Source organism: Paraburkholderia sp. RL18-085-BIA-A, from assembly GCF_046027075.1.
GTDB lineage: Bacteria > Pseudomonadota > Gammaproteobacteria > Burkholderiales > Burkholderiaceae > Paraburkholderia.
The window spans coordinates 50,883-73,130 of sequence record NZ_JARESU010000031.1 but is presented as its reverse complement, the minus strand read 5'-3'; the positions used below and the strand labels follow the sequence as shown (position 1 = coordinate 73,130).

Annotated in this window: 19 protein-coding genes; 3 read left to right on the top strand and 16 right to left on the bottom strand. The window is 65.2% G+C overall.

The window, feature by feature from the left end:
- Position 1: 1 nt before the first annotated feature.
- From P0D89_RS21960 to P0D89_RS21950, 3 genes are all read right to left on the bottom strand, one after another.
- On the bottom strand, positions 2–466 hold the full coding sequence (locus P0D89_RS21960) for a hypothetical protein (protein WP_408366023.1): 465 nt from the start codon (positions 464–466) through the stop codon (positions 2–4).
- Between the two features lie 112 nt (positions 467–578).
- Positions 579–1,136: a peroxiredoxin gene (locus P0D89_RS21955; RefSeq protein WP_408366025.1), complete on the bottom strand. Its 558-nt coding sequence runs from the start codon at positions 1,134–1,136 to the stop codon at positions 579–581.
- A gap of 167 nt (positions 1,137–1,303) precedes the next feature.
- On the bottom strand, positions 1,304–2,641 hold the full coding sequence (locus P0D89_RS21950) for an EAL and HDOD domain-containing protein (RefSeq protein WP_408377193.1): 1,338 nt from the start codon (positions 2,639–2,641) through the stop codon (positions 1,304–1,306).
- A 314-nt stretch (positions 2,642–2,955) separates the two neighbouring features.
- Here P0D89_RS21950 and P0D89_RS21945 point away from each other — a divergent pair, with 314 nt between their 5' ends.
- Together P0D89_RS21945 and P0D89_RS21940 are read left to right on the top strand one after the other, a co-directional pair.
- Positions 2,956–4,770: a putative bifunctional diguanylate cyclase/phosphodiesterase gene (locus tag P0D89_RS21945; RefSeq protein ID WP_408366029.1), complete on the top strand. Its 1,815-nt coding sequence runs from the start codon at positions 2,956–2,958 to the stop codon at positions 4,768–4,770.
- A 91-nt stretch (positions 4,771–4,861) separates the two neighbouring features.
- Positions 4,862–6,319 (top strand): HDOD domain-containing protein, encoded by a 1,458-nt coding sequence (locus P0D89_RS21940; RefSeq protein ID WP_408366031.1) that lies wholly within the window; start codon positions 4,862–4,864, stop codon positions 6,317–6,319.
- A 177-nt stretch (positions 6,320–6,496) separates the two neighbouring features.
- Here P0D89_RS21940 and P0D89_RS21935 read toward each other — a convergent pair whose 3' ends face one another.
- On the bottom strand, positions 6,497–7,855 hold the full coding sequence (locus tag P0D89_RS21935; protein WP_408377190.1) for an EAL and HDOD domain-containing protein: 1,359 nt from the start codon (positions 7,853–7,855) through the stop codon (positions 6,497–6,499).
- A gap of 289 nt (positions 7,856–8,144) precedes the next feature.
- On the opposite strand from P0D89_RS21935, the gene P0D89_RS21930 reads away from it, so the two are divergent.
- A complete protein-coding gene (locus P0D89_RS21930) occupies positions 8,145–8,903 on the top strand; it encodes an acetoacetate decarboxylase (RefSeq protein WP_408366035.1) in 759 nt (252 codons plus the stop codon).
- Between the two features lie 162 nt (positions 8,904–9,065).
- Here the strand turns inward: P0D89_RS21930 and P0D89_RS21925 are convergent, their stop codons facing one another.
- The 12 genes from P0D89_RS21925 to P0D89_RS21870 form a co-directional block, all read right to left on the bottom strand.
- Complete coding sequence (locus tag P0D89_RS21925; RefSeq protein ID WP_408366037.1) at positions 9,066–9,860, bottom strand: ABC transporter substrate-binding protein; 795 nt, start codon at positions 9,858–9,860, stop codon at positions 9,066–9,068.
- A gap of 162 nt (positions 9,861–10,022) precedes the next feature.
- On the bottom strand, positions 10,023–11,093 hold the full coding sequence (gene astE / locus P0D89_RS21920) for a succinylglutamate desuccinylase (RefSeq protein WP_408377188.1): 1,071 nt from the start codon (positions 11,091–11,093) through the stop codon (positions 10,023–10,025).
- Positions 11,077–12,417, bottom strand: a complete 1,341-nt coding sequence (astB, locus tag P0D89_RS21915; protein WP_408366039.1) for an N-succinylarginine dihydrolase — start codon at positions 12,415–12,417, stop codon at positions 11,077–11,079. The genes astE and astB overlap by 17 nt, the downstream gene beginning before the upstream one ends.
- Positions 12,418–12,426: 9 nt before the next feature.
- A complete protein-coding gene (gene astD / locus P0D89_RS21910) occupies positions 12,427–13,890 on the bottom strand; it encodes a succinylglutamate-semialdehyde dehydrogenase (protein WP_408366041.1) in 1,464 nt (487 codons plus the stop codon).
- 2 nt (positions 13,891–13,892) lie between these two features.
- Entirely contained in the window at positions 13,893–14,930 is a 1,038-nt protein-coding gene (gene astA, locus P0D89_RS21905) for an arginine N-succinyltransferase (RefSeq protein ID WP_408366043.1), read from the bottom strand.
- The gene (gene aruF / locus P0D89_RS21900) at positions 14,927–15,982 is read right to left on the bottom strand and encodes an arginine/ornithine succinyltransferase subunit alpha (RefSeq protein WP_408377199.1); all 1,056 of its coding nucleotides are present in this window, start codon (positions 15,980–15,982) and stop codon (positions 14,927–14,929) included. Before aruF ends, astA begins: the two co-directional genes overlap by 4 nt.
- A gap of 67 nt (positions 15,983–16,049) precedes the next feature.
- The gene (locus P0D89_RS21895) at positions 16,050–17,285 is read right to left on the bottom strand and encodes an aspartate aminotransferase family protein (RefSeq protein ID WP_408362918.1); all 1,236 of its coding nucleotides are present in this window, start codon (positions 17,283–17,285) and stop codon (positions 16,050–16,052) included.
- Positions 17,286–17,436: 151 nt separating this feature from the next.
- Entirely contained in the window at positions 17,437–18,486 is a 1,050-nt protein-coding gene (locus P0D89_RS21890) for a GlxA family transcriptional regulator (protein ID WP_408362915.1), read from the bottom strand.
- Between the two features lie 36 nt (positions 18,487–18,522).
- Positions 18,523–19,314: an ABC transporter ATP-binding protein gene (locus P0D89_RS21885; RefSeq protein WP_408362913.1), complete on the bottom strand. Its 792-nt coding sequence runs from the start codon at positions 19,312–19,314 to the stop codon at positions 18,523–18,525.
- A 78-nt stretch (positions 19,315–19,392) separates the two neighbouring features.
- Positions 19,393–20,106 (bottom strand): ABC transporter permease, encoded by a 714-nt coding sequence (locus P0D89_RS21880; RefSeq protein WP_408362911.1) that lies wholly within the window; start codon positions 20,104–20,106, stop codon positions 19,393–19,395.
- A gap of 6 nt (positions 20,107–20,112) precedes the next feature.
- Positions 20,113–20,802: an ABC transporter permease gene (locus P0D89_RS21875; protein WP_408362909.1), complete on the bottom strand. Its 690-nt coding sequence runs from the start codon at positions 20,800–20,802 to the stop codon at positions 20,113–20,115.
- Positions 20,803–21,265: 463 nt separating this feature from the next.
- On the bottom strand, positions 21,266–22,219 hold the full coding sequence (locus P0D89_RS21870) for a patatin-like phospholipase family protein (RefSeq protein ID WP_408362907.1): 954 nt from the start codon (positions 22,217–22,219) through the stop codon (positions 21,266–21,268).
- Positions 22,220–22,248: the final 29 nt, after the last annotated feature.

Genomic DNA, 22,248 nt, shown 5'->3' with positions numbered 1-22,248 from the left:
CTCAAAGCTTCTGCTCCCTCGCCAGCAAAAAAATCCGCTGCCATTGCTTCGCCTGCCGCTCGCCCGACATCGGCACGAGCCAATCGCCATGCCTGGGATCTTTGACCTTCAAAGCCACCTGCGATAGAGCATCGTGCCCCTGGACCTCAGCGCCCAGCAAATCGGCAAAGATATAAGCGCCCCGCTCTTCGCCGACGTGAATCTCGCACAGCCGCTTGCCGGCCGCGAGCCGCACCGAACCCCAACTGCCTTTGAGCTCATGCGTCCAGTCGCCATCGCGAACGTTCGATGCGACTTCCCGGCGGCGTCGCCACCAATACGCCGCGGCGGCAATCAGCAGCGCCACCACCAGCACGGCCACGCCGACCGCAACGGTCAGCCCGAACGCCGCCTGCAACGCATGGAACGCCCGCACCGCACCGTACACCAGCGCGATCAGCGCAATCAACGCAACGACAATCGGCATCGCCAGCTCACCCCAAAAAAAGAGAACCTAGCCTAGCATGAGCGATGCCGCATTCTCGGCGCAAAGAACCATTGCGAAAAACGCGCCGCCGCAATCGAGCCCGGCGTTACGGCTACTTGTGCGTTGCAGCCCAATCCTTCACTGCTTTCAACGTGTTCTCGACGTGCTTTTCCGGCGACAGGCTCGTGTATTCGTAGATGATCTTGCCGTCCGGCGCGATCACATACGACACGCGATTGGCCATCGAGCTACGCATCGGCATGCCCGCGTCATAAGCGCCGATCACTTTCGAATCGGCGTCCGCTGCAACCGGGAATTTGCTGCGGCATTCGCTGACCGAAAACTTCGTCAAGGTGTCGATGTTGTCGTGCGATACACCGATCACCGTCGCGCCGTATTTCTTGTATTCGTCGACGGCATCGGCAAACTCGTGCGCTTCGATCGTGCAGCCCTTGGTGAAGGCGGCCGGATAGAAGTACAGCACCACCGGCCCTTTCTTCAACTCGTCGGCGAGCGAATAGGTGTAGGTCTTGCCGCCGAGCGACGCCTGCGCGGTAAACGGCGGCGCGTCGTCGCCCGGCTTGAGCGTCGCGGACGCGCTCAGCGAATAGACTGCGAAGCCGGCCGACATGACGGCGGCCAGCGCCATCGATAGAAATCGTCTCTGCATGTACTCCTCCTCGCGCGAGTGCGCGCTTTGTCGAATACGCGTGGTCAAATGACTGGGGCGTGGCGGCGTTCGACGCAACCCCGCTCCTTGCTGCACTCTCTATTGAATCACGGACGCACGCACTGCGCACGAGGCTGCCCGAAGACCCACGGCGCGGGGCGCCCGGCTCAGACGGCCGTTTCCTCGACATGCGCGCCGAACCACGCCGCGGCGGACAGATTCAGCTCCGACAACACATTCGGCGTGAGCGCCGCAAAGCCGGCCGGCGCATCGGGCGCGGCGGCAATCGACGCGGCGTCGCCGCCCTCGCCCGCCGCTTCGGCCAGACGCAACAATGCGCCGAGTTCGCCCGTGCGCGCGACGATCGCTTCGCGAATGTGCGGCGCGAGGCCGAGTTTCTCCAGCACCGCCCCCGGCGTGCTGTCGAGCACTACGTGGACCAGAGAAAAAATACCCGTCATGAACGCGGCATCGGCAAATTCGTCATCGGACGGGCGCAGCCAGTTCGCGGCCAGCTCCATGAAACGCGAGCGCGTGCCGGCCAGTTGCACGAGCGGATCGGCGCGCCACGGCAGATCACCGCTGTCCGCGTACAGCAACAGTTGCGCCCAGCGAGCGATCTGCCGCGTGCCAGTGGCGATGATCGCCTCGCGCAGCGACGCAATATTGCGACCCAGCCCGAACGCGCTCGAATTGACGAGCCGCAGCAGCTGCACCACCACGCTCGGGTTCAGCTTCAGCTCGGCTTCGAGTTCGCCGATGCCGGCATCGCGCGAGAGCAACGCGAGCAGCCGCAGCAGCCCCGGCCGCAGCGAGCGGCTGCGCGGCGCGGCCAGCACCTGAGGCCGCGCGAAGAAGTAGCCCTGGAACAGATCGAAGCCGAGTTCGCGCGCGAGCATGAAGTCCGCGTGCGTCTCGACTTTCTCGGCAAGCAAGGTCTTGCCGTGGCTGCGCACGATAGCGGCCAGGTCGGCGAGCGCGCCGCGCCTGGCCTGCAAAAAGTCGACCTTGACGATGTCGGTGTACGGCAGCACGTGAATCAGCTCGTCCGACAGTTCGCTGACATCGTCGAGCGCGACCTGGAAGCAGGCGCGGCGCAACTCGCTGAGGCGGCGCGTCAGTGGCGCGTCGAACGTGACGGTTTCGAGGATCTCGAGCACGAAGCGCTCGGGCGGCATCAGATGGACGATGTCGTTGAACAGCAGCGCGCGGTCGATGTTGACGAAGCCGCGGTGATGCCCCAGCACCGCCGCCACACCGATCCCGCCGATCGTATGCGCGACGACCTGCGCGGTGGCCTGGGTGTCGCAGTTGATCTCGGCGTAGTTATGCGCACCGGCTCTGAACAGCAGCTCATAGGCATTGAGCGCGCCGTCGCGATCGAGAATCGGCTGGCGGCCCAGATAGACGAACTGCGCGGCGGACGCTGCGTCGGCGGCCCCGGCGGATGAGTCAAGCACCTCGACGCGCCGGGCATGGGTCCTGGCAAAATGACGTTCGGACATGGATCATCGGTGCAAGTGTTCGGAAAGGCTAGGCAGCAGCGACGTCACGGCCGGCGCTGCACAACAAGGGTTGCCCTATTAACGACATGAAGCGCCGCCACTTTAACCGAATTGCGCCCGCGCCGTCGCTGGCGCGCATCCAGGTTCTTCGCGCGCGCATCCTTACAGTTGTTTTTTGCTGCAGCCGCTAAAGATTTCCTGACGCAGGTCGTTATCTCGTTCTGATGGGGCGGCCTGATACCTCTTGACCGCCCGAACGGCGGAGTCAGAGACCGCCCCGCCAGCCAGACGAACACAGGTTGCCAGCGACAAACATGGAAGCGAACAGGATCACCGCGCCCCGCCGGGGCTCCTTGCGCACGGTCATGGACCGGCTTCGTGCGTTCGGCCGGCGCGTGGACGGCACTCGGCAGACCGGCGCGAGCCGCGCTGCGCAACTGGAACAGGTGGTCGGCGCCGTCGACCTGCTGGCGCACGTCGATGCCGCGCTGCGCTTCCTCTATGTGTCCGACGCGAGCCTGCGCTTCATCGGCTACCACCGCGAGTATCTGGAGACGATCGCGCTGCACGACCTCGTCGCGCCCGCCGACGTGCCACGCCTCGACGCGCTGCTGGCGCGCGCGTCCAGCACGGGCAACGTCGAGAAGGCGACGCTCGGCCTGATCAAGTCGCTGACCTATCCCATCACCGTCGAACTGCGCGTGGTGCGCAGCAGCCACGACGGCATCGACGGCTATGCGATCGCCGGCTTCGACGTGTCGGCATGGCGCGCCACTGAGGAGCGCCTGACCCAGGCGCTGCATCTGGATCGCCTGACCAATCTCGCCAACCAGTCGGCGCTGCTGCCCGCGCTGATCGACGCCCAGCAGCAGGCCGACGCCCACGGCACGCCGGCTGCACTGTTGCTGCTCGACCTCGACGACTATCAGCGCGTGAACCGCGCGCTCGGTTACGACGCCGGCGACGAGATGCTGCGCGACACGTCGCGGCGTCTCTTGAACATGACGAGTCCGAGCGAAACCGTGGCGCGCGTGGCGAGCGACGAGTTCGCGATCCTCGTGAAGCCCGCCGCCAGCCGCACCGACGCGGCCGCCACCGCCGAAGCGCTGGCGCGGCGCCTGTTGACCGCGATCCAGCAGCCGTATGTGTTCAAGGGCCAGCAGGTGCATCTGTCGGCGAGCATCGGCATCGCGCTCTATCCCGACGTGCGCCATGCCAACGACACCGCCGCGCACGACACCCACCTGCTGCGCTGGGCCGACCATGCATTGCTGCAAGCCAAGGCGGCCGGCGGCAACACGCTGGCGTTCTACGTGCCGGACGACAACCCCGCCGACGCCGAACGCCTGAAGCTCGAAGCCGATCTGTACGACGGCGTGCGCAACGGCGAGTTCTCGCTGCACTTCCAGCCGATCACCAGCAGCCGCACGCACGGCGTGGTCGGCGTCGAGGCGCTGATCCGCTGGGCGCATCCGGTGCATGGGCTCGTGCCGCCGTCGATGTTCATTCCGCTCGCGGAGTCGATCGGGCTGATCAACTTCCTCGGCAACTGGGTGTTGAAGGTCGCATGCATGCAGTTGATCCAGTGGGACGCCAAGGGCATCTCGCTGCAATACGTGGCCGTGAACGTGTCGCCGCAGCAGTTCCGCGACCCGCGCTTCAAGGACTCGGTGCACGAGGCGATCGAACTGACCGGCATCGATCCGCGCCGCCTCGTGTTCGAGATCACCGAAAGCCTGCTGATGCACGACCCCGCCCACGCAAAGGGTCTGCTCGAAGAGTTGACCGCGATGGGCATCCGCTTTGCCGTCGACGATTTCGGCACCGGTTATTCGAGCCTGGCTTACCTGCAACGATTTCCGCTCGCCAAGCTCAAGATCGACCGGAGTTTTGTCGAGAATCTGCTAACCTCGCGAAACGATCAGGCAATCGTTAGCGCGGTCGTCGGACTCGCGCAGACACTCGATCTCGAGCTGGTAGCCGAGGGCGTCGAAACGGAAGCGCAGCGCACGCTGCTCACCGAGATGGGATGCGATCATATTCAGGGATGGCTCGTCTGCAAGGCGCTGCCTTCCGAAGAACTCGCGCAGCGTTTCGAAGCGCGCACGCTTCACTTGCACTGCGCCTAGCCATGCGGGCGCAGCGCTTACGCAGCGGAACAAGCCGGTGGCGAGCCGGCGTGGCAATCATTGGAACGTGTATGGTTTTTGCGGGACTCACATGGTAAAGGCGGCAGTGCTCGACCGGCTCTGGACGCGAATGAGCGAGCGCGGCGATTTCCCTATGCTGTCGCAGTCGCTGCGCACCACCATGGCGGCGATGAACAATGACGACCTCGACTTCACGGGCCTCGTGCAAGTGGTGCTGTCGGACTTCGCATTGACGCAAAAAGTGCTGCGGCTCGCAAACTCGGCCATGTACATGGCGTTCGGCGGCAATATCACGACCGTGTCGCGCGCATTGATGGTGCTTGGCATGGACGCGGTCGGCCATCTCGTCGTCGGCCTGAAGATCGTCGATCACTTTCATCACAGCGCGCCGCGCCGCATCGACGCCAAACTCGAATTGAACCGCACGCTGCTGTCGGGCTGCGTCGCGCGCAAGCTGACCGAGCGCGGCGATCTGCGCGCCGGCGAGGAAGCGGTGGTCTGCACGCTGATGCGGCAGATCGGCAAGCTGCTGGTGGTGTTCTATCTGGACGCCGAGTGGGATCAGATTCGCCGGCATATCGACGACGGCACGCTCGAAGGCGATGCGTGCGTGCTGGTGCTCGGCGTGACTTTCGACGAGATCGGCGCCGAAGCCGCCGTGCGTTGGCGTCTGCCCGACATGATCCGCTCGGGCATGGGCGAGTTCGATCCGCAGGACGTGGAACAGCCGCGCCAGGTGCAGTGGCTGCGCGCGATCACCAATTACTCGACGGCGGTCGCCGACGTGCTGACCCAGCAGAACATGCCTGACTGGGAACGCGAGGCGCGCATCGCCGAACTCGCGCAGGAATATAGCAGCGCGTTGAATACGGACCCCGAGGTGCTGCTCGAGATGAGCGTCGCGCTGGCCCGCGAGGAAGGCGGCGACGGCGTGATGGCCGAGATCGTCGAGCTGCGCGCGAATGCGGATGCGATCGCGCGCGAGGCGCTCGACCCCGAGGCGCGCATCGCGGTGGGCGTCAAGGATCTGCGCGGCCTGCCCGACGGCAGCCCGCTCGCGCCGGCCCTCGCGATGGCCGCGGAAACCGTGCTGGCCGGCCTCGGCTTTGCACGCACGGTGGTGTTCGTCAAGCACAGCAACGGCACCTTCAAGGCGCGGCTCGGCCTTGGTCCGAAGATCGACGCGGCGCTGCCGAAGCTCACCTTCAACAGCGCGTTCGAGCCCGATGTATTCCATCTGGCCATCGCCAATTCGGTGGGCATCTTCATCGAGAACGCGCGCGACCCGAAAATGGTCGCGCGATTACCGGAATGGTTCCGCCGCTCATTCGACGACACCCGCGCCTTCGTGCTGCTGCCGGTCGTCGATGAGAGCGACCAGACGGTGGCGCTGTTATACGGCGACTGGTCCCATAGTCAGGAGCCGCGCCGCATCTCGCAGAAGGAGATGAGCGTGTTGAACGAGTTGGCGAAGGAGCTAGGCCGTTTTTTCGGCTTGGGGCAGATGCGGGAAATGGAGACGATGTGAGGACATGGCGTGATCGTTGATCACAGTGCTTCGGCTTCACTCTCACCGATTTAGTATCTGCCCTGCTTCAACGCTGTTCGAGACTGGCTCAGCCTCGCGGGCGCCGCGCATGCGAGCCATGCGGTCCATGACGGGGCGCCGGCTGCGAGCTGCACCGTCGCAACCGGCGCTCGCCTCTCAATCCTCGATCCTTTCCAACCCTTCCGCGCTGCGGTCCGCGACGCCCGCCCACGCGCCCGCGGCCAACCCCAATTGCGCGACCTCTTCCAGCGTCAACGGCTGCAGGCGTTCGCACAACGCGGCGACCTTCTCCCACTCCGCGCGCTCCAGCGCCTCGACCACGCTCAGCAGTCCGCCCAGCACGCCGTCGCGACGCAGGATCGCGGCCTGGATCGGACGCGACAGCGTCAGCACGTTCAACGTGTTTTCGAGCGAGCCGCCGAACACCGCGTCGACGAACGAGAACACGCCGGTCAGAAACGCCGCGTCGGCTTCGTCGCGGGCCGCCTCGGGTAGACGCTCGATCGCCAGTTCCATGAAGCGCGCGCGGGTCGCCGCGAGTTGCAGCAACGGGTCGTCCTCGAGCGCGACTTTGCGGCCATCGGCATAGAGCAGCAACTGCGTCCAGCGCGCGATGCGGTCGGTGCCGGTCGCGTTGATCGCGTCGCGCAGCGTCGTCACCTTATGGCCGACTGCGAGACCGCTCGAATTCGCGAGCTTCATCAGGTGCATCACCAGCACCGGATTCAGCTTCAGTTCGGCTTCGAGTTGCGCGACAGTGGGATCCCCAGCCAGCAATTGCAGCAGATTGAGCAGCGCGTGACGCGGCGCGCTGACGCGGCGCGACGCCGAGCTTTGCGCCCGAGCGAAGAAGTAGCCCTGAAAGCGGTCGAAGCCGAGTGCATGCGTCGCTTCGAAATCGGCCTGGGCGTCGATACCGGATGCGACCAGCAGCTTGCCGGCCGACTTCAGCACGCTCGCGAGCTTGGGCAGCAGCGCACGCGGTGCACGCGCGACGTCGATCTTGACGACCTCGGCGTAAGGCAGCAGTTTGGCGAAGGTCTCGTTGGGCTGCGTCACCTCGTCGAGCACGAAACGATAGCGCCGGCCATGGAGTTGCACGATACGCCCAATCAGTTCGTCGTCGACCTCGAGCGCGGGTGACAACTCGAACATGAAGCGATCGGCGGGCAGCCGCAGAATGAAGTCGTCGAGCAGCATCTCGCGGCTGACATCGACGTATGCGACATGCCCGGTGAGCGCGCCGCGCACATCGTCTTGAACCAGGGCGCGGAAGATGGCTCGCGCCACCTTTTGCGCCGGATCGCACGGGCGGCCCGGCAATGCATCGGGGTCTGCCGCCAGGCCTGTTTCGGCTGCTTCGGCCGAAGGCAATACCGGCGCCCGCACCTTGATCTCGTAGCCGCACAGCATGCCGTCCCGATTCAGAATCGGCTGCCGGGCGAAGCTGGCAAGCAATTGCGCGTCGTCCGCCGCGCCGGCCTGGCTCAGAGTCTCGATTGCGATGGTGGTCATTCCGTTCCCCCGCGCGGCGCCCTCGGCGCTTCCCGCTGTATTTTGGTTTTAGCCGCTCCGTGGCGCGCGTTCGTTGAGCCGGGTGAGCCCGTGGCGCCGACGGTATGCCCGCCGATTTTAGCGCAGGCCGTCCGGCCCGGACATGTCAACGACGCAATATCTCGAAATAATTGGTGAGGGTTCCGGCGGCGATCGGCGAGCGAATCGACGATACTGCGTTGCAATGCCTGGCGTTTCCAACCGAGGTTCCGACTGGGTTCCAACCGCGTTCCAACCACAAGGGAAAAACATGGACGTCAAAAGCGTGCTGTCGAATGCGTTCGCGATGCCGATCACGAGCCCGGCATTTCCGATGGGCCCGTATCGTTTCATCGACCGCGAATTCCTGATCATCACTTACCGCACCGACCCGGACAAACTGCGCGCGGTGGTACCCGAGCCGTTGCAGATCGGCGAGCCGCTCGTGCATTACGAGTTCATCCGCATGCCGGATTCGACCGGCTTCGGCGACTACACGGAGAGCGGCCAGGTGATCCCCGTGTCGTTCAACGGCGTCGCGGGCGGCTACACGCTGGCGATGTACCTCGACGACCACCCCCCGATCGCCGGTGGCCGCGAGCTGTGGGGCTTCCCGAAGAAGCTCGCGAACCCGGTCCTCGCGGTCCACACCGACACGCTGGTCGGCACGCTCGACTACGGCCCGGTGCGCATCGCCACCGGCACAATGGGCTACAAGCATCGCCAGCTCGATCTCGCGCAGCAGAAGAAGCGCCTCGAAACGCCGAACTTCCTGCTCAAGGTGATTCCGCATGTGGACGGCACGCCGCGCATCTGCGAACTGGTGCGCTACTACCTGCGGGACATCGACCTGAAAGGCGCATGGACCGGGCCGGCCGCGCTCGAACTGGCGCCACACGCGCTTGCCCCGGTCGCGGAGCTACCGGTGCTCGAGATCGTCGAGGCGCGCCATCTTGTCGCCGACCTGACGCTGGGCCTGGGTGAGGTGGTGTTCGACTATCTCGACCGGCCCGAAGCGAACGCACGCTGACCGGCGGGCTGTCCTGGCGCTCAACGCGTGCGTCGTCGTTTGCTGAAGGCCAGATGCCGCAGTCCCGACGCCAAATGCAAACGGCCGCAAATTGCGACCGTTTGCATCAGAACCCAACTTCGTCGCGCGAAACGTTCCACACGACATGCCGCGCGTCGCGTTTTACTTCAACACGACCTTCACGTCGAAGTACTTTGCGGCCAAGTGGTCGATCGTGCCATCCGCCTTCAGTTCCTTCAGCGCCTGGTTCAGCGCATCCTTGAGCGCCTTGTCGCTCTTGCGGATGCCGTAGCCGACGCCCGCGCCGAGCAGCTTCTCGTCGGTCACAGCCGGGCCCGCGAATTCGAAGCCCGCGCCCTGCGGCTTCTTCAGAAAGCCTTTCGATGCCGCTTCCGCGTCCTGGAACGATGCGTCCAGACGCCCCGACGCAAGGTCGGCGTAGATCTGGTCCTGGGTCTGATACGGCACGACGTCGACGCCGGCCGGCGCCCAGCGCGCTTTCGCGTAGGTTTCCTGAATCGTGCCCTGCAGTACGCCGACGTGCTTGCCCTTCAGCGAGGCCGGCGTCGGCAGCAGACCGCTGCCCTTCTTCGCGATCATCTGATTCGGGATCGTGTAGATCGGATCGGTGAAGTCAACCGCCTGGCGGCGCTGATCCGTGATCGTCATGTCCGAATTGATCGCGTTGAACTTGCGCGCCTCCAGCGCCGGAATCAGGCCGTCGAACGAGTTCTCGACCCACACGCATTTGGCTTTCAGCTTCGCGCACACGGCGTTGCCGACATCGATGTCGAAACCTTGCAGCTCGCCTGACGGCGACTTCGATTCGAACGGCGCATACGACGCCTCGACGCCGAAGCGCACTTCCTTGATCTCCGCCGCCGACGCGGCGCCTGCCGCAACCGCCGCCGCCGCGAACAGCGCAAGCGTGGCCATGTTTCGCCAATTCATCTTCATTATGGGTGTTCCTCTACGGTATTGAATAAAACAGAGCCGGATCTGGGCGGACAGGCCTGCCGCGCCGGAATGCGATCCAGACTCGCGCGGCTTGGGTGGTGCAGTGCAACAGCCGCGACGCCCGGGATTGTACAGTGTTCAGGGGGCACCGGCCCCGCCTGTCTAGACAAGTTGCGACAGGGTATCCGCAGTGGTCTCGATCACCAGCAGACCGGCGCGCAAGCCCGGCTTGACCGTCGCGTTCGGAAACACGATGCGCTCTTCGTCGTGACACACCGTGTAGCGATACTCGCCGTCGCGCGCGAGCAAGGTGTCTTTTGCGAACGGCGTGAAGTTGGGCACGTCCGCCGCGAACAGCAATTCGAACGCCTCGCTCTGCTTGGTGAGCTGGCCGATCACCGTGAACACGCGCGGCATCGCAGCGCTCGCGTTCGCGGGCTCACCGGCCAGCAGACGACGCAACGCCTCGTCCGCGCCGGCAAAGCGCGTCAGATCGTTCTCGCCGAACGGGCGCACCTTGCCCAGTTCGAGCGTGCACGCATCGGCCCCGCAGGCCTGCGCGGTGAAGTGCGAATACGTGTTGCCTTTGGTGGTGTGCAACAACACCGCGCTGATGCGCGCGTCGCCGAGCCATTCGAAGATCGCGCGAGAAAAGGGCTTGCCGGTATGCGGTAGCAACGCGAACTGCTCGAACGCGGACGCGCGGATCGCGGTATGCATGTCGATATGCCAGCGCGCGCCGGGCGCATCCGGCGCCGCGGCGAAGAAGCGCGTCGCGGCTTGCTCCAGCGCCGCGGCGCGCGGCGCTTCGTGGCTGTGCGGCACCTGCAGATGACGGCCGCTGAAGAGCCGGTTCAGATCGTCGTCGCGATAACGAGTCGCGTCGCGCATCGCGTCGACGTTGCCGAGCATCACCAGCAGGCGGCATGTCAGCGCAGCGCCGCCTCGTGCGATATCGCGAACCAGATACGACAGCAGTTCGATCGGCGCAGTCTCGTCGCCGTGAATGCCGGCCGACACCAGCACGCTGCGCACCTCGGCCGTCGTCGCGGCGGGTTCCATCATGAGCACGCCGTCGTCGAGCCACGACCAGCGCACACCGTTCTCACACACCCCCTGCACGCCTTGCGGGTCATGCGTAGCGGGCCGCGTCCCCGCCAGCGTATAGGCGAGGAAATCGTCGAGCATCATCGGGACCGGCATCGGCATTGCGTGCTCAGCGCTGGAAGTCATACAGCGAACCCAGGCCGAGTATCTGCGTGAGCTCGTCGAGCGCGGTGCGCGACTCGACCAGCAATTTCGGATCGCTCAGGTCGGCCGGCGCGAGGCGGTCGCGATAATGCTTTTCGATCCACGCATCCAGCCGGCCGAACAGCGCGTCGTCGATCCACACGCCCGGCGTGACCGCCGCGCGCTCCGTGTCGTCGAGCACCACGCGCAGCCGCAGACACGCCGGGCCGCCGCCGTTCTTCATGCTCTCGCGCAGATCGAACACCAGCACGTCATCGATTGGGCCCGCGTGCGAAGCCAGTTCGTCGAGGTAGGCCGCGACGCGCGGATTCTCGCGGCATTCCTGCGGCACCACCAGCACCTGCTTGCCGTCCGGGCGCGTCAGCAACTGGCTGTTGAACAGATACGACGTGACGGCATCGGCCACGCTCACCTGCGCGTCAGGCACTTCGATCACGTTGAAGTCCGCGCTCATGCCCGCGAGCTTCGTGCGCAATTCGTCGTACACGGCGTTCTGTTCGACGAACGCGAGTTGATGGCAGAACAGCGTGTTGCGATTGCCGACCGCGATCACGTCGTTATGGAACACGCCCGCGTCGATCACGTCGGGGTTCTGCTGCGCGAACACCGTGGCCGCGTCAGCCAGCCCATGACGGTGCGCGACCGCGCGGCTCGCCTCGAAGGTCTGACGCGCGGGAAAGCGCTTCGGCTCCGGACCGCGGCGATATTCGCTGCGGCCGTACACGAAGAACTCGACGCCGCGCGCCGCATAGTCCGCGCAAAAGCGCGTGTGATTCGCCGCGCCTTCGTCGCCGAGCGCCGGCGTGCCGGGCAGCGCCTCGTGCACCACGAAGCGATCGGCATCGTTGAATATCGCGCGCAGCGTGCGGCGCGTCGATTCATGCTCGATCGCGCGATGCAGCTTGCTGCACAGATTGGCCGGCGTGAAATGCACGCGGCCGTCGTGCGTATCGGCCGAGGGGCTCACGGTCGCCGCGTTCGCGGTCCACATCGCCGAGGCTGAACTCGCGGCGGCGAGCAACTCGGGCGCGTTCTTCGCGACGCGCGCGATCACCGTCGCTTCGTCGCCGGAGAAACCGAGTTCGCGCAACAGGCGCATCGACGGACGCTCCTGCGGCGGCAGCACGCCCTGATGAAAACCCAGGTCGGCCAGCTGCTTCATCTTGCGCAGACCCTGGCGCGCCGCCGCCTTCGGATTCGCAACCGACTTCTCGTTGTTCTGCGACGCGACGTTGCCGAACGACAGTCCCGCGTAGTTGTGAGTCGGGCCGACCAGGCCGTCCAAATTGGCTTCAGTGGCTTGCATCGTCGATCCTTAGAATTGAAGGCCCGGCGAGACGCTCGCGGGCATTTGCAGTTGCGCGCTTTCGACGGAAGCCATCGGGTACGCGCAGTAGTCGGCGGCGTAGTACGCGCTCGGCCGGTGATTGCCCGAGCGGCCCGGACCGCCGAACGGCGCGCCCGACGACGCGCCATTGGTCGGCCGGTTCCAGTTGACGATGCCCGCGCGGATGGTGCGCTGGAAATGCGTCCACAGCGCTTCGTCGTCGGCGAGGAGGCCCGCAGAGAGGCCGAACTCGGTGTCGTTGGCTTTTTCCAGCGCTTCGTCGAAGCTGCCATAGCGGATGATCTGCGCGAGCGGGCCGAAGTGTTCCTGGTCGGGCAAATCCTGCACGCCGGTCACGTCGAGAATCGCTGGCGTGACGAAGCCGAGTTGCGAATCGCGCTGCTCCATCTTCAGCAGCGCCTGCGCGCCGTCGGCGAGCAGTCGTTCCTGCGCGGCGACGAGGCGTGACGCCGCGCGCGCCGAAATCACCGCGCCCATGAAGGGCTGCGGATCGGCGTTATATTCGCCGACGCTAATGCGCGACGTGACATCCACAAGCCGTTCGACAAAGCGGTCGCCGAACGCGTCGTTCGGCACGAAGAGACGGCGAGCACACGTGCAGCGCTGCCCCGCCGACAGGAACGCCGACTGGATCGTGTGATGCACGGCGGCATCCACGTCCGCGACCGGGCCGATCACGAGCGGATTATTGCCGCCCATCTCCAGCGCCAGCACGATCTCCGGCCGGCCGCCGAACTGTTTGTGCAGCAATGTTCCGGTGTCCGAACTACCGGTGAAGAACAGGCCATCGATCTGCCGGTGATTTGCCAGCGCAATACCGGTTTCCTTTTCGCCCTGCACCAGATTCAGCACGCCGGCGGGCAAGCCCGCGTCGCGCCAGATCTGCACGGTGACGGCAGCCACGCCGGGCGCGAGTTCGGACGGCTTGAACACGACCGCGTTGCCCGCGATCAGCGCCGGCACGATATGCCCGTTCGGCAAGTGGCCAGGAAAGTTGTACGGCCCGAACACGGCCACCACGCCATGCGGGCGATGCCGCAATACCGCGGTGCCGTCAGCCATCGCCGAACGCTTTTCGCCGGTGCGTTCGTTATAGGCCTGAATCGAGATCTCGACCTTCGCGGCCATCGACGCCGCTTCGGTGCGCGCTTCCCACAGCGGCTTGCCGGTCTCGCGGCCGATCGCTTCGGCGAGCGCTTCCTTGCGCTCGGTCACGAGCGCGGCGAAGCGGCGCACCACGCCGCAACGCTCGTCGAGGCTCAATGCCGACCATGCCGCGAACGCGCGGCGCGCACTCCGCACGGCGCGATCGACATCGTCCGCCGACGCGCTGTTGCCTTCCCACACCGTCGCGCCCGTACCGGGGTTGCGCGATGCGAATGCGGGTCCGGTGGCGGCGGCCCATTCGCCGTCGATGAAAAGCTCGCTCATGATCATCCTTGTTTGTGTTTCTGCGGCAGCACCCGCACCGGGTCGCCTGCGTTGACGCCGAGTGCGGCGGCTTCGATCGCGCTCAGACGGAACACGCCGTCTTGCGGCACGCCCGCCACCACGCCGACGCGAAAATCGCCCAGCGACGTATTCGACACCATCGACTTAGGCCCGTCCTGCGGCGCGACTGCTGTCGTACCAACGATCTCGACCGGCACCAGCACGCTCTCGCGCACGGTGCGCAAGTCGGCGATATGGCATTCGAGCACTGGACCCGCGTCGAAGATATCGACGTGGTTCTCATAACGCAGCCCTTCCGTTTCGAGCATGCGGCGCGCCGGAATCGTGTCGTTGTGCGTGAGGCCGACGCATTGCTGCGCCTCTTGCGGCAACAGTTCGACGTACACCGGATAGCGCGGCATCAGCTCGGCGAGAAACGCCTTGCGGCCATGCGAACTCAGATAGTCCGCCGCGTTGAAATCGATCTGGTAGAAGTGCGAGCCGACTGCGCGCCAGAACGGCGAGGTGCCGTCCGCGTCGAAATGGCCGCGCAATTCCGCGCACAGACGCTGCGGGAAACGCTCGCGAAACTGCGCGAGAAACATGAAGCGCGAACGCGACAGCAGCCCGCCCACGCCGCTCGTGCGATAACGCGGGCTAAGAAACAGCGAGCACACTTCGGCATAACCCGTCAGATCGTGCGAGATGTTCAGCGCGCTCATGCGCGTCCAGATGCCGAGGTCCTGGCTCGCGTGCACCACCGTGCTCACGCGATAGTTGTAGAACGGCTGCTGCAGGCCGACCGCCGTTTCGATCCCGCACACACCGGCCACGTCGCCGGTGTCGGTGTCTTCCATCACGAAGAAATAGCCCGCCTCATGCGGCTCGGCCTTGTCTTCCATCGTGCGGCGCGCACGTTCGACACGCGCGACCAGCGCCTCGCGGTCCGGCTTGAACGTCGTGAGGCCCGGGCCGGTTTCCTGCGCGAGCCGCATCAGCGCGTCCACATCGCCTCGTTGTACAACGCGAACGACGATCATTGCGCGTCTCCCGATTGTTCATCCTGATGCGGCGCATGCAGCGGCACGCAACGCACCGCATCGCCCTCTTCCACGCCGAGCGCGGCGCGCGCCGCGCGCGACAAGGACGCGCCCGCGTCCTTGTCTACGGGCAATTCACCGAGCACGCAGCGGAATTCGCCGGCCGCATCGTTATACGCGATCAGATATGTCGAGCCATGCGCCGCAGCCGACTCACGGACCAGCCGCGTTTCGTTGCGCGTGACGCAGGCGCTGCGATCCACCTGCGCGGTCAGCACCGGGCCCGCGTCGAAAATATCGACGAAGCGATCCGTCTCGAAGCCTTCCTCGAGGTGAATCTCGTACGCGAGCAGGGCCTTCGAATCCGGCTCGCCGAGCACGCGCTGCGCGGCTTCCGGCAGCAGCGGCACGTATACCGGATAGGTCGGCATCACTTCGGCGATGAAGGTGCGGCTGCGGCCCCCCGATTCGATTTCGATGTCGGCGAAATTGCGGCCGAAGAACTTGCGGCCCACCGCTTCCCAGAACGGCGACACGCCGTTCTCGTCGGTGACGCCGAGCAGCAGCGAGAACACCTCGGGCGTGAAGCGCTTGCGATTGGCGGCGATGTACATCATCCGCGCGCGCGACATCAGCTGCGCGGCGGCGTCGCCGCGCAGCGACGGGTCGATATAAAAGCCCGCGAGCCGGCTCTTGCCGGTCAGTTCGTGCGACATGGTCAGCGCGTGAATCTTGCGGTTCACGTGCAGTTCGCGCGACGCATGTATCAGCGCGTCGTTGCGAAACGCGTAGAACGGGTCCGAATAACCAGCCGCGGCGACGATGCTCGCGGTGCCCATCAGCTTGCCGCTCTCGCTGTCTTCGAGCACGAACAGATAGAACTCTTCGCCCGGAAAATCGACATCCGCGCGAAACGAGTCTTCCGACAACGCGACGCGCGCTTCGAGCGCGCGCCGGTCGTGCGGCAACGAATGCAGCACCGGTTGCGCGGTGCGCGCCATATGTTCGAGTGCATCGAGATCGGCGAGGCGGCCGGGACGTACGAAGAGCATCATCGATCCTGTTGAATGTGACGCATGAGCCGGCGTATAACCCGGCTCACAAGAACGGTCTCGTGAATCAACGCGACGCCGCCGGCGCAGTCGCGCCGGCGATTTCCGCGAAGGCCTTCGTCAGACGCTCGAAGCCTTCGCTCATATCGTCCAGCGGCATGATCAGCGACGGCACGAAACGCAGCACGTCCGGACCCGCCATCAGCATGATCACGCCGTGCTGGCCCGCCGCGGTGACGAAGTCTTTCGCGCGGCCCTTGAACGCGTCGGTCAGTTCCGCGCCGATCAGCAAGCCCTTGCCGCGCACTTCCGTGAAGAGGCCAAAGCGCTCGTGAAGCTTCGCGAGATGAGCCTTCAGCGCCTCGCCGCGTGCGCGCACGCCTTCGAGCAGCTTCGGGTCGCTGACCAGTTCGACCACCTTCTCCGCGATCGCCGAGCCGAGCGGATTGCCGCCGTAAGTCGTGCCGTGCACGCCGACCTTGAAATGCGCGGACAGCTCCGTGGTGGTCAGCATCGCGCCGATCGGGAAGCCGTTGCCGAGCGCCTTCGCGGTGGTCAGGATGTCGGGCGTGACGCCGGTGTCCTGGTACGCGTAGAAATGGCCGCTGCGGCCCACGCCCGTTTGCACTTCGTCGAAAATCAGCAGCGCGCCGTGCTGATCGCAGGCTTCGCGCAGCGCTTTCAGGAACGCCGGATCGGCGGGGATCACGCCGCCCTCGCCCTGGATCGGCTCGACGATCACCGCGCAGGTTTGCTCGCCGATCGCTTTCTTCGCCGCTTCGATGTCGTTGTACGGCAAGTGCGTGATGCCGGCCGGCACCGGGCCGAAGCCTTCCGAATACTTCGGCTGGCCCCCGACGCTCACCGTGAAGAACGTGCGGCCATGAAACGACTGCGTGAACGAGATGATCTCGGACTTGTGAGCGCCATGACGGTCGAACGCGACGCGGCGCGCCAGCTTCAACGCCGCTTCGTTCGCTTCCGCGCCCGAGTTGGCGAAGAACGCGCGATCGGCGAAGGTCAGGTCTTCGAGACGTTTCGCCAGACGCAGCACCGGCTCGTTGGTGTAGCCATTGCCGATGTGCCACAGCTTGCCGCCCTGCTCGTGCAACACTTTGAGCAACTCGGGATGCGCATGGCCGAGCGCGGTGACGGCGATGCCGCCGGCGAAGTCGATATAGTCGCGGCCTTGCGTATCCCAGACGCGTGAGCCGAGACCGCGATCCGGTACGAAGGCGGCGGGCGAAAACACCGGCACCATGACTTCGTCGAAGGTCTTGCGTGTCACAGTCAGGTCGTTCATGGCAAATCCTCGTTACGGGTGAGAGGTAATACAGCTAGTGTAGGAAACCGCGCGCGATACGTCTTGCGCATACGCGACGCTTTCTATGAGGTTCCGCGCGCGCGGCGGGCCGGGAGCGTCGAGACGCGCGGCCTCAATCGCTTCAATCGCTTCAATCCGCCAGATCCGGTCGCTCGATCAGCGCGGCCGGCCGCGGTTCGCTCGCCGCGACGCCGCTCGCACCGGTCTGCTTGTCGATCCAGTTGCGACGATCCTCTCGCGGTGTGACACCGAAACGTTCGCGATAAGCATTCGAAAAGTGCGCCGCCGACGAAAACCCGCACGCGAGGCTGATCTGCACCACCGACTTGCTGGTGCGCTGCAATTGCGTGCGCGCTTTGGAGAGCCGCAGCCCCAGATAGTATTTGGACGGCATCGAGCCGAGATACTGGCGGAACAGGCGCTCCAGTTGCCGCCGCGACACGCCCACGAGACCGGCGATCTCATCGGTGGTGAGCGGGTCTTCGATATTCGCTTCCATCAGCAGCAGCGCATCGTTCAGACGCGGATGGCGCTCGCCCGGCGCGGTCACGAACGGAATGCGCTGGCGCTCTTCGCCCGCGCGCAATACGCCGACGCCGAGCGCGTCGGCGATCCGGTCGGCCAGTTCGGGACCGTGCTCGCGACCGATCATCGCCAGCATGAAGTCGACGGTCGCCTGACCGCCCGCGCAAGTGGCGCGATCGCGGTCGATTTCGAAGATCTGCTGGGTGACGATGGAGCGCTCGAACTGCTCGGAGAACTGCTGATAGGTTTCCCAGTTGACGCTCACGCGGTAGCCGGACAACTGCCCCGCCATCGCGAGCCACCAGACGCCGTGATGAATGCCGGTGACGAGCGGCGTGCGCTGCCCGACGCGCGACAGACTGGCGAGAAACAGCCGATAGTCGGCGAATTGCTGAAACCGTTCGCTGACGATGATCAGCCAGTCGCACGCGATCGCATCTCCGAACGCGGCGTCGGCGGGCCACTGCGCGCCGCCCGCGAGTGGCACCGCGCGGCCGTCCCACGAACACACCTGGATGCGGTAGAGAGCGCGGCCGTCGATTTCATTGGCGAGATTGAGCGCGTCGACAATCGGCCCGACGCCCGACATCGACACCGGCGGCAACGCGACGATTGCGACCTGGGTGGTGCGAGCCGGGCTGGAGGTGCGGGCCATCGCTTGGCGGTATGACGCGACTGCGCGGGCCGCGCGTTACTTCAGGCTGCCGGACAGGAACTGCTTGAGCCGTTCACTGCGCGGCGTGGTCAGCACGTCGGCGGGCAAGCCCTCCTCTTCGGTGCGGCCCTGATGCAGGAACATCACGTGGTTCGACACGTTGCGCGCGAAACCCATTTCGTGCGTGACGACGATCATCGTGCGGCCTTCCTCGGCCAGCTTCTGCATGACCTTCAGCACTTCGCCGACCAGTTCGGGATCGAGCGCGGACGTGGGCTCGTCGAAGAGCATCACGTCCGGGTTCATCGCCAGTGCGCGCGCAATCGCCACGCGCTGCTGCTGACCGCCCGACAGATGCGACGGATACTGCTTTTCCAGACGCGGCGCGAGACCGACTTTCTCCAGATATTCACGCGCGCGGTCTTCGGCTTCCTTGCGCTTCAGACCCAGCACGTGAATCGGCGCTTCGACGATGTTCTCGATCACGTTCATGTGCGCCCACAGGTTGAAGTGCTGGAACACCATTGCGAGCTTCGTGCGGATGCGCTGCAACTGCTTGTGATCGGCGACTTCGAGATTGCCGGCGCGATCGGTTTTCGTCTTGACCGCTTCGCCGTCGACGACGATCTGCCCGGCGTTCGGCCGTTCGAGAAAATTGATGCAGCGCAGGAAGGTGCTCTTGCCCGACCCGCTCGCGCCGATGATGCTGATCACGTCGCCCTTGTTCGCGTTGAGCGATACGCCCTTGAGCACTTCGTTGTCGCCGTAGCGCTTGTGGATGTCCTGTACGGCGAGCTTGCAGGCTTCGGTCTGGGTGGTGTGGAGCAAGATGCTCTCCCTTTGAAAATACGGATCAATCTGCGGCGGCGCGCATGCGCGCCGCCGCCCGGGGCCAACAGCGCGCGCTCAATGCGTGCGCACCGCCAGATATGCCAACCAGTGACGCTCGGCGCGCCGGAACAACGCGACCAGCGCGAACGACACCACCAGGTAAAGCAGCGCCGCAAGACCGAACGCATTGAACGATTGGTACGTGGCCGAGTTCGCGTCGCGCGCCACCTTCAGGATGTCCGGCACCGTGGCCGTGAAGGCGACCGTGGTGGCGTGCAGCATCAGGATCACTTCGTTACTGTACAACGGCAACGCCCGGCGCAGCGCGGACGGTATCACAATGCGCCGGTACAGCGTGAACCAGCTCATCCCGTACGCACGCGCGGCCTCCACTTCGCCGTGCGAGGTCGAACGGATCGCCCCGGCGAAAATCTCCGTGGTGTACGCGCAGGTGTTCAGCGCAAACGCCAGAATCGCGCAGTGAAAGCCGCTGCGGAAGAACGCGTCGAGCAGGTCGTGCGAGCGCACGAACGCGAGGCTGTAGATGCCGGTGTAGATCAGTAGCAACTGCACGTACAGCGGCGTGCCGCGGAACACGTAGGTGTAGATGCGCACCGGCGTCGACAGCCAGCGCTTCTTCGACACGCGTGCGACCGCCAGCGGAATCGACACGACGAAGCCGATCCCGATCGACGCCACCAGCAGCCACAGCGTGACCGCGAGACCCGAGATGCGCTGGCCGTCCCAGAACAGGAACGCGCGCCAGAATTGATTGAGGATGTCGATCATGGTCGCTCAAAGCTCCGCGTGGCGCACGCCGATCGAATAGCGCCGGCCCAGCCAGATCAGCACGAGATTCGATACCGTGGTGATCGCCAGATAGATCAGCGCGGCGATCAGAATGAAGAAGAACATGTTGAAGGTGCTCTTGCCCGCGTCCTGCGCGGCCTTGACCACGTCGGCGAGGCCGATGATCGACACCAGCGCGGTTGCCTTCACCAGCACCTGCCAGTTGTTGCCGATGCCGGGCAGCGCGAAGCGCATCATCTGCGGGAACAGGATGCGCGTGAACACGCGCGCGCCGCTCATGCCGTACGCACTGCCCGCTTCGAGCTGGCCGCGCGGCACCGCCAGAAACGCGCCGCGAAAAGTCTCGGTGAAGTACGCGCCGTAGATGAAGCCGAGCGTCAGCACGCCGGCCACGAACGGGTCGATGTCGAACTGCGGCAGATCCAGCGCGTCGGTGAGATTGTTGACCGCGATCTGGATGCTGTAGAACAGCAGCAGCATCAGCACGAGATCGGGCACCGAGCGGATCAGCGTCGTATAGCCGGTCGCCATGGCCCGCAGCGGGCGGTTGAACGAGAGTTTCGCCGCCGCGCCCGCGAGGCCGAGCAGCACGGCGGCGGCCAGCGACAGGACGGACAGCTCGATCGTCTGGATCGTGCCGGCCAGCAACACCGGACCAAAGCCGTAAAGGAACACGCGCGTCTCCATCCAGGTTTATTGAAAGTGTCACGGACGGCGGCGGCTTGCGCCCGCTCGACTCGTCCGGCATGGCGCGGAGTCTCGCAAGCGAAAATCAATTTCTCAAATGGCGGGAGCGAAGTCTGTTGCAATGCAACATTGCACGGTTTCGAGCGGCGCAAGCCGTTAGCGCTTGGTTTTGCGGGAGATATGTTTTTGTAAGGCCCAGCGCGGGCGGCGCGCGCCGCCGCGAATTCGCAAGTTTCGGGTCGCTTTTGCGATAGGCCAGGCGGGCTCAGGGATGCGTAAAAGTCAGTGCCAGGCGCACGGCACATCCGTTTTGTGCCCATGGATCATGGGCGAATCACGAAGGCGCCTCGTTCGTCGTGACTGATCGCGCGAAGGCACAGGCTGTCTTTTTGCACGACGCCGGTCGTTTTGCCGCGTCGTTTTGCATCGTCGCGTCGCCTTGTCGTTTTGCCTACTCCATCCCCAGCCGCGCGCGAATCGCCGGCAGCATCTGTTCGACCGCTGCGCGCCCTTCCTCGATCGCCGGCGCCGCACGGTGAAAATCGAAAATCCCCATCCCGCCCAGGCGCGGCTGAATCAGGATATCCGCCGGCTCGCCGGCAAGCCGGCTGCGCGAGATCCGCACCTGCATGATGTCGATGCTTTGCGCGATCGAACTCAACATCGATGGCACGCGCGCGCTCGGCGCGGGCGGCACGCGCACGTCGTCGGTGACCGCCCCGTCGGCCGGCGCGAGCCAGCGCGGCCAGGGCTTGCCGTTGCGGCGCAATGAAACCGGCGGCGGCGCGTCCGGATCGAGCGAGGGCGTTTCGACCACCGCGCCGCCGAAATCGCGGCCGTTCAGAATGTCGTTGTTCAGGTCGATCGCGATCACGCAGTCCGCGCGCATGCCGCGCGCGACCGACACCGGCACCGGGTTGCACAGGCCGCCGTCCACCAGCCACACGCCGTTGTGCCACACCGGCGTGAAAATGCCGGGGATCGCAATCGACGCGCGCACCGAGTCGACCGTGCTGCCGTCCTGCAGCCAGATTTCGCGGCCTGTATCGAGTTCGGTGGCGACCGCCGCGAACGGCATGTTCAATTGCGCAATCGAACGGCCGTCGAACTTTTCCGCGAAAAGCTGGATCACCTTGCGCCCGCCGAGCAGGCCGCCCGAGATGCGCAGATCGAGCAGGCGCACCACCGTCTGCCACGTGAGCCGCGAGACCCACTCCTCCAGCCAGTCCAGATCGCCGTTCGCATACACGGCGCCCACCAGCGCACCGATCGAAGTGCCGCACACCACATCGGGCTTGATGCCCGCGTCCTGCAACGCGCGAATCGCGCCGATATGCGCCCAGCCGCGCGCGGCGCCGCCTCCCAACACCAGCCCGATACGGCTGGATCGACGTCGACGTATCATGCTTACCCCGCTCCCTGTCTTCGCTTGTG

Excerpts from the sequence above, each read along its gene's own strand:
- P0D89_RS21960 (WP_408366023.1), bottom strand. The coding sequence starts at position 466 with ATGCCGATTGTCGTTGCGTTGATTGCGCTGATCGCGCTGGTGTACGGT.
- P0D89_RS21955 (WP_408366025.1), bottom strand. The coding sequence starts at position 1,136 with ATGCAGAGACGATTTCTATCGATGGCGCTGGCCGCCGTCATGTCGGCC.
- P0D89_RS21950 (WP_408377193.1), bottom strand. The coding sequence starts at position 2,641 with ATGTCCGAACGTCATTTTGCCAGGACCCATGCCCGGCGCGTCGAGGTG.
- P0D89_RS21945 (WP_408366029.1), top strand. The coding sequence starts at position 2,956 with ATGGAAGCGAACAGGATCACCGCGCCCCGCCGGGGCTCCTTGCGCACG.
- P0D89_RS21940 (WP_408366031.1), top strand. The coding sequence starts at position 4,862 with ATGGTAAAGGCGGCAGTGCTCGACCGGCTCTGGACGCGAATGAGCGAG.
- P0D89_RS21935 (WP_408377190.1), bottom strand. The coding sequence starts at position 7,855 with ATGACCACCATCGCAATCGAGACTCTGAGCCAGGCCGGCGCGGCGGAC.
- P0D89_RS21930 (WP_408366035.1), top strand. The coding sequence starts at position 8,145 with ATGGACGTCAAAAGCGTGCTGTCGAATGCGTTCGCGATGCCGATCACG.
- P0D89_RS21925 (WP_408366037.1), bottom strand. The coding sequence starts at position 9,860 with ATGAAGATGAATTGGCGAAACATGGCCACGCTTGCGCTGTTCGCGGCG.
- astE (WP_408377188.1), bottom strand. The coding sequence starts at position 11,093 with ATGACTTCCAGCGCTGAGCACGCAATGCCGATGCCGGTCCCGATGATG.
- astB (WP_408366039.1), bottom strand. The coding sequence starts at position 12,417 with ATGCAAGCCACTGAAGCCAATTTGGACGGCCTGGTCGGCCCGACTCAC.
- astD (WP_408366041.1), bottom strand. The coding sequence starts at position 13,890 with ATGAGCGAGCTTTTCATCGACGGCGAATGGGCCGCCGCCACCGGACCC.
- astA (WP_408366043.1), bottom strand. The coding sequence starts at position 14,930 with ATGATCGTCGTTCGCGTTGTACAACGAGGCGATGTGGACGCGCTGATG.
- aruF (WP_408377199.1), bottom strand. The coding sequence starts at position 15,982 with ATGCTCTTCGTACGTCCCGGCCGCCTCGCCGATCTCGATGCACTCGAA.
- P0D89_RS21895 (WP_408362918.1), bottom strand. The coding sequence starts at position 17,285 with ATGAACGACCTGACTGTGACACGCAAGACCTTCGACGAAGTCATGGTG.
- P0D89_RS21890 (WP_408362915.1), bottom strand. The coding sequence starts at position 18,486 with ATGGCCCGCACCTCCAGCCCGGCTCGCACCACCCAGGTCGCAATCGTC.
- P0D89_RS21880 (WP_408362911.1), bottom strand. The coding sequence starts at position 20,106 with ATGATCGACATCCTCAATCAATTCTGGCGCGCGTTCCTGTTCTGGGAC.
- P0D89_RS21870 (WP_408362907.1), bottom strand. The coding sequence starts at position 22,219 with ATGATACGTCGACGTCGATCCAGCCGTATCGGGCTGGTGTTGGGAGGC.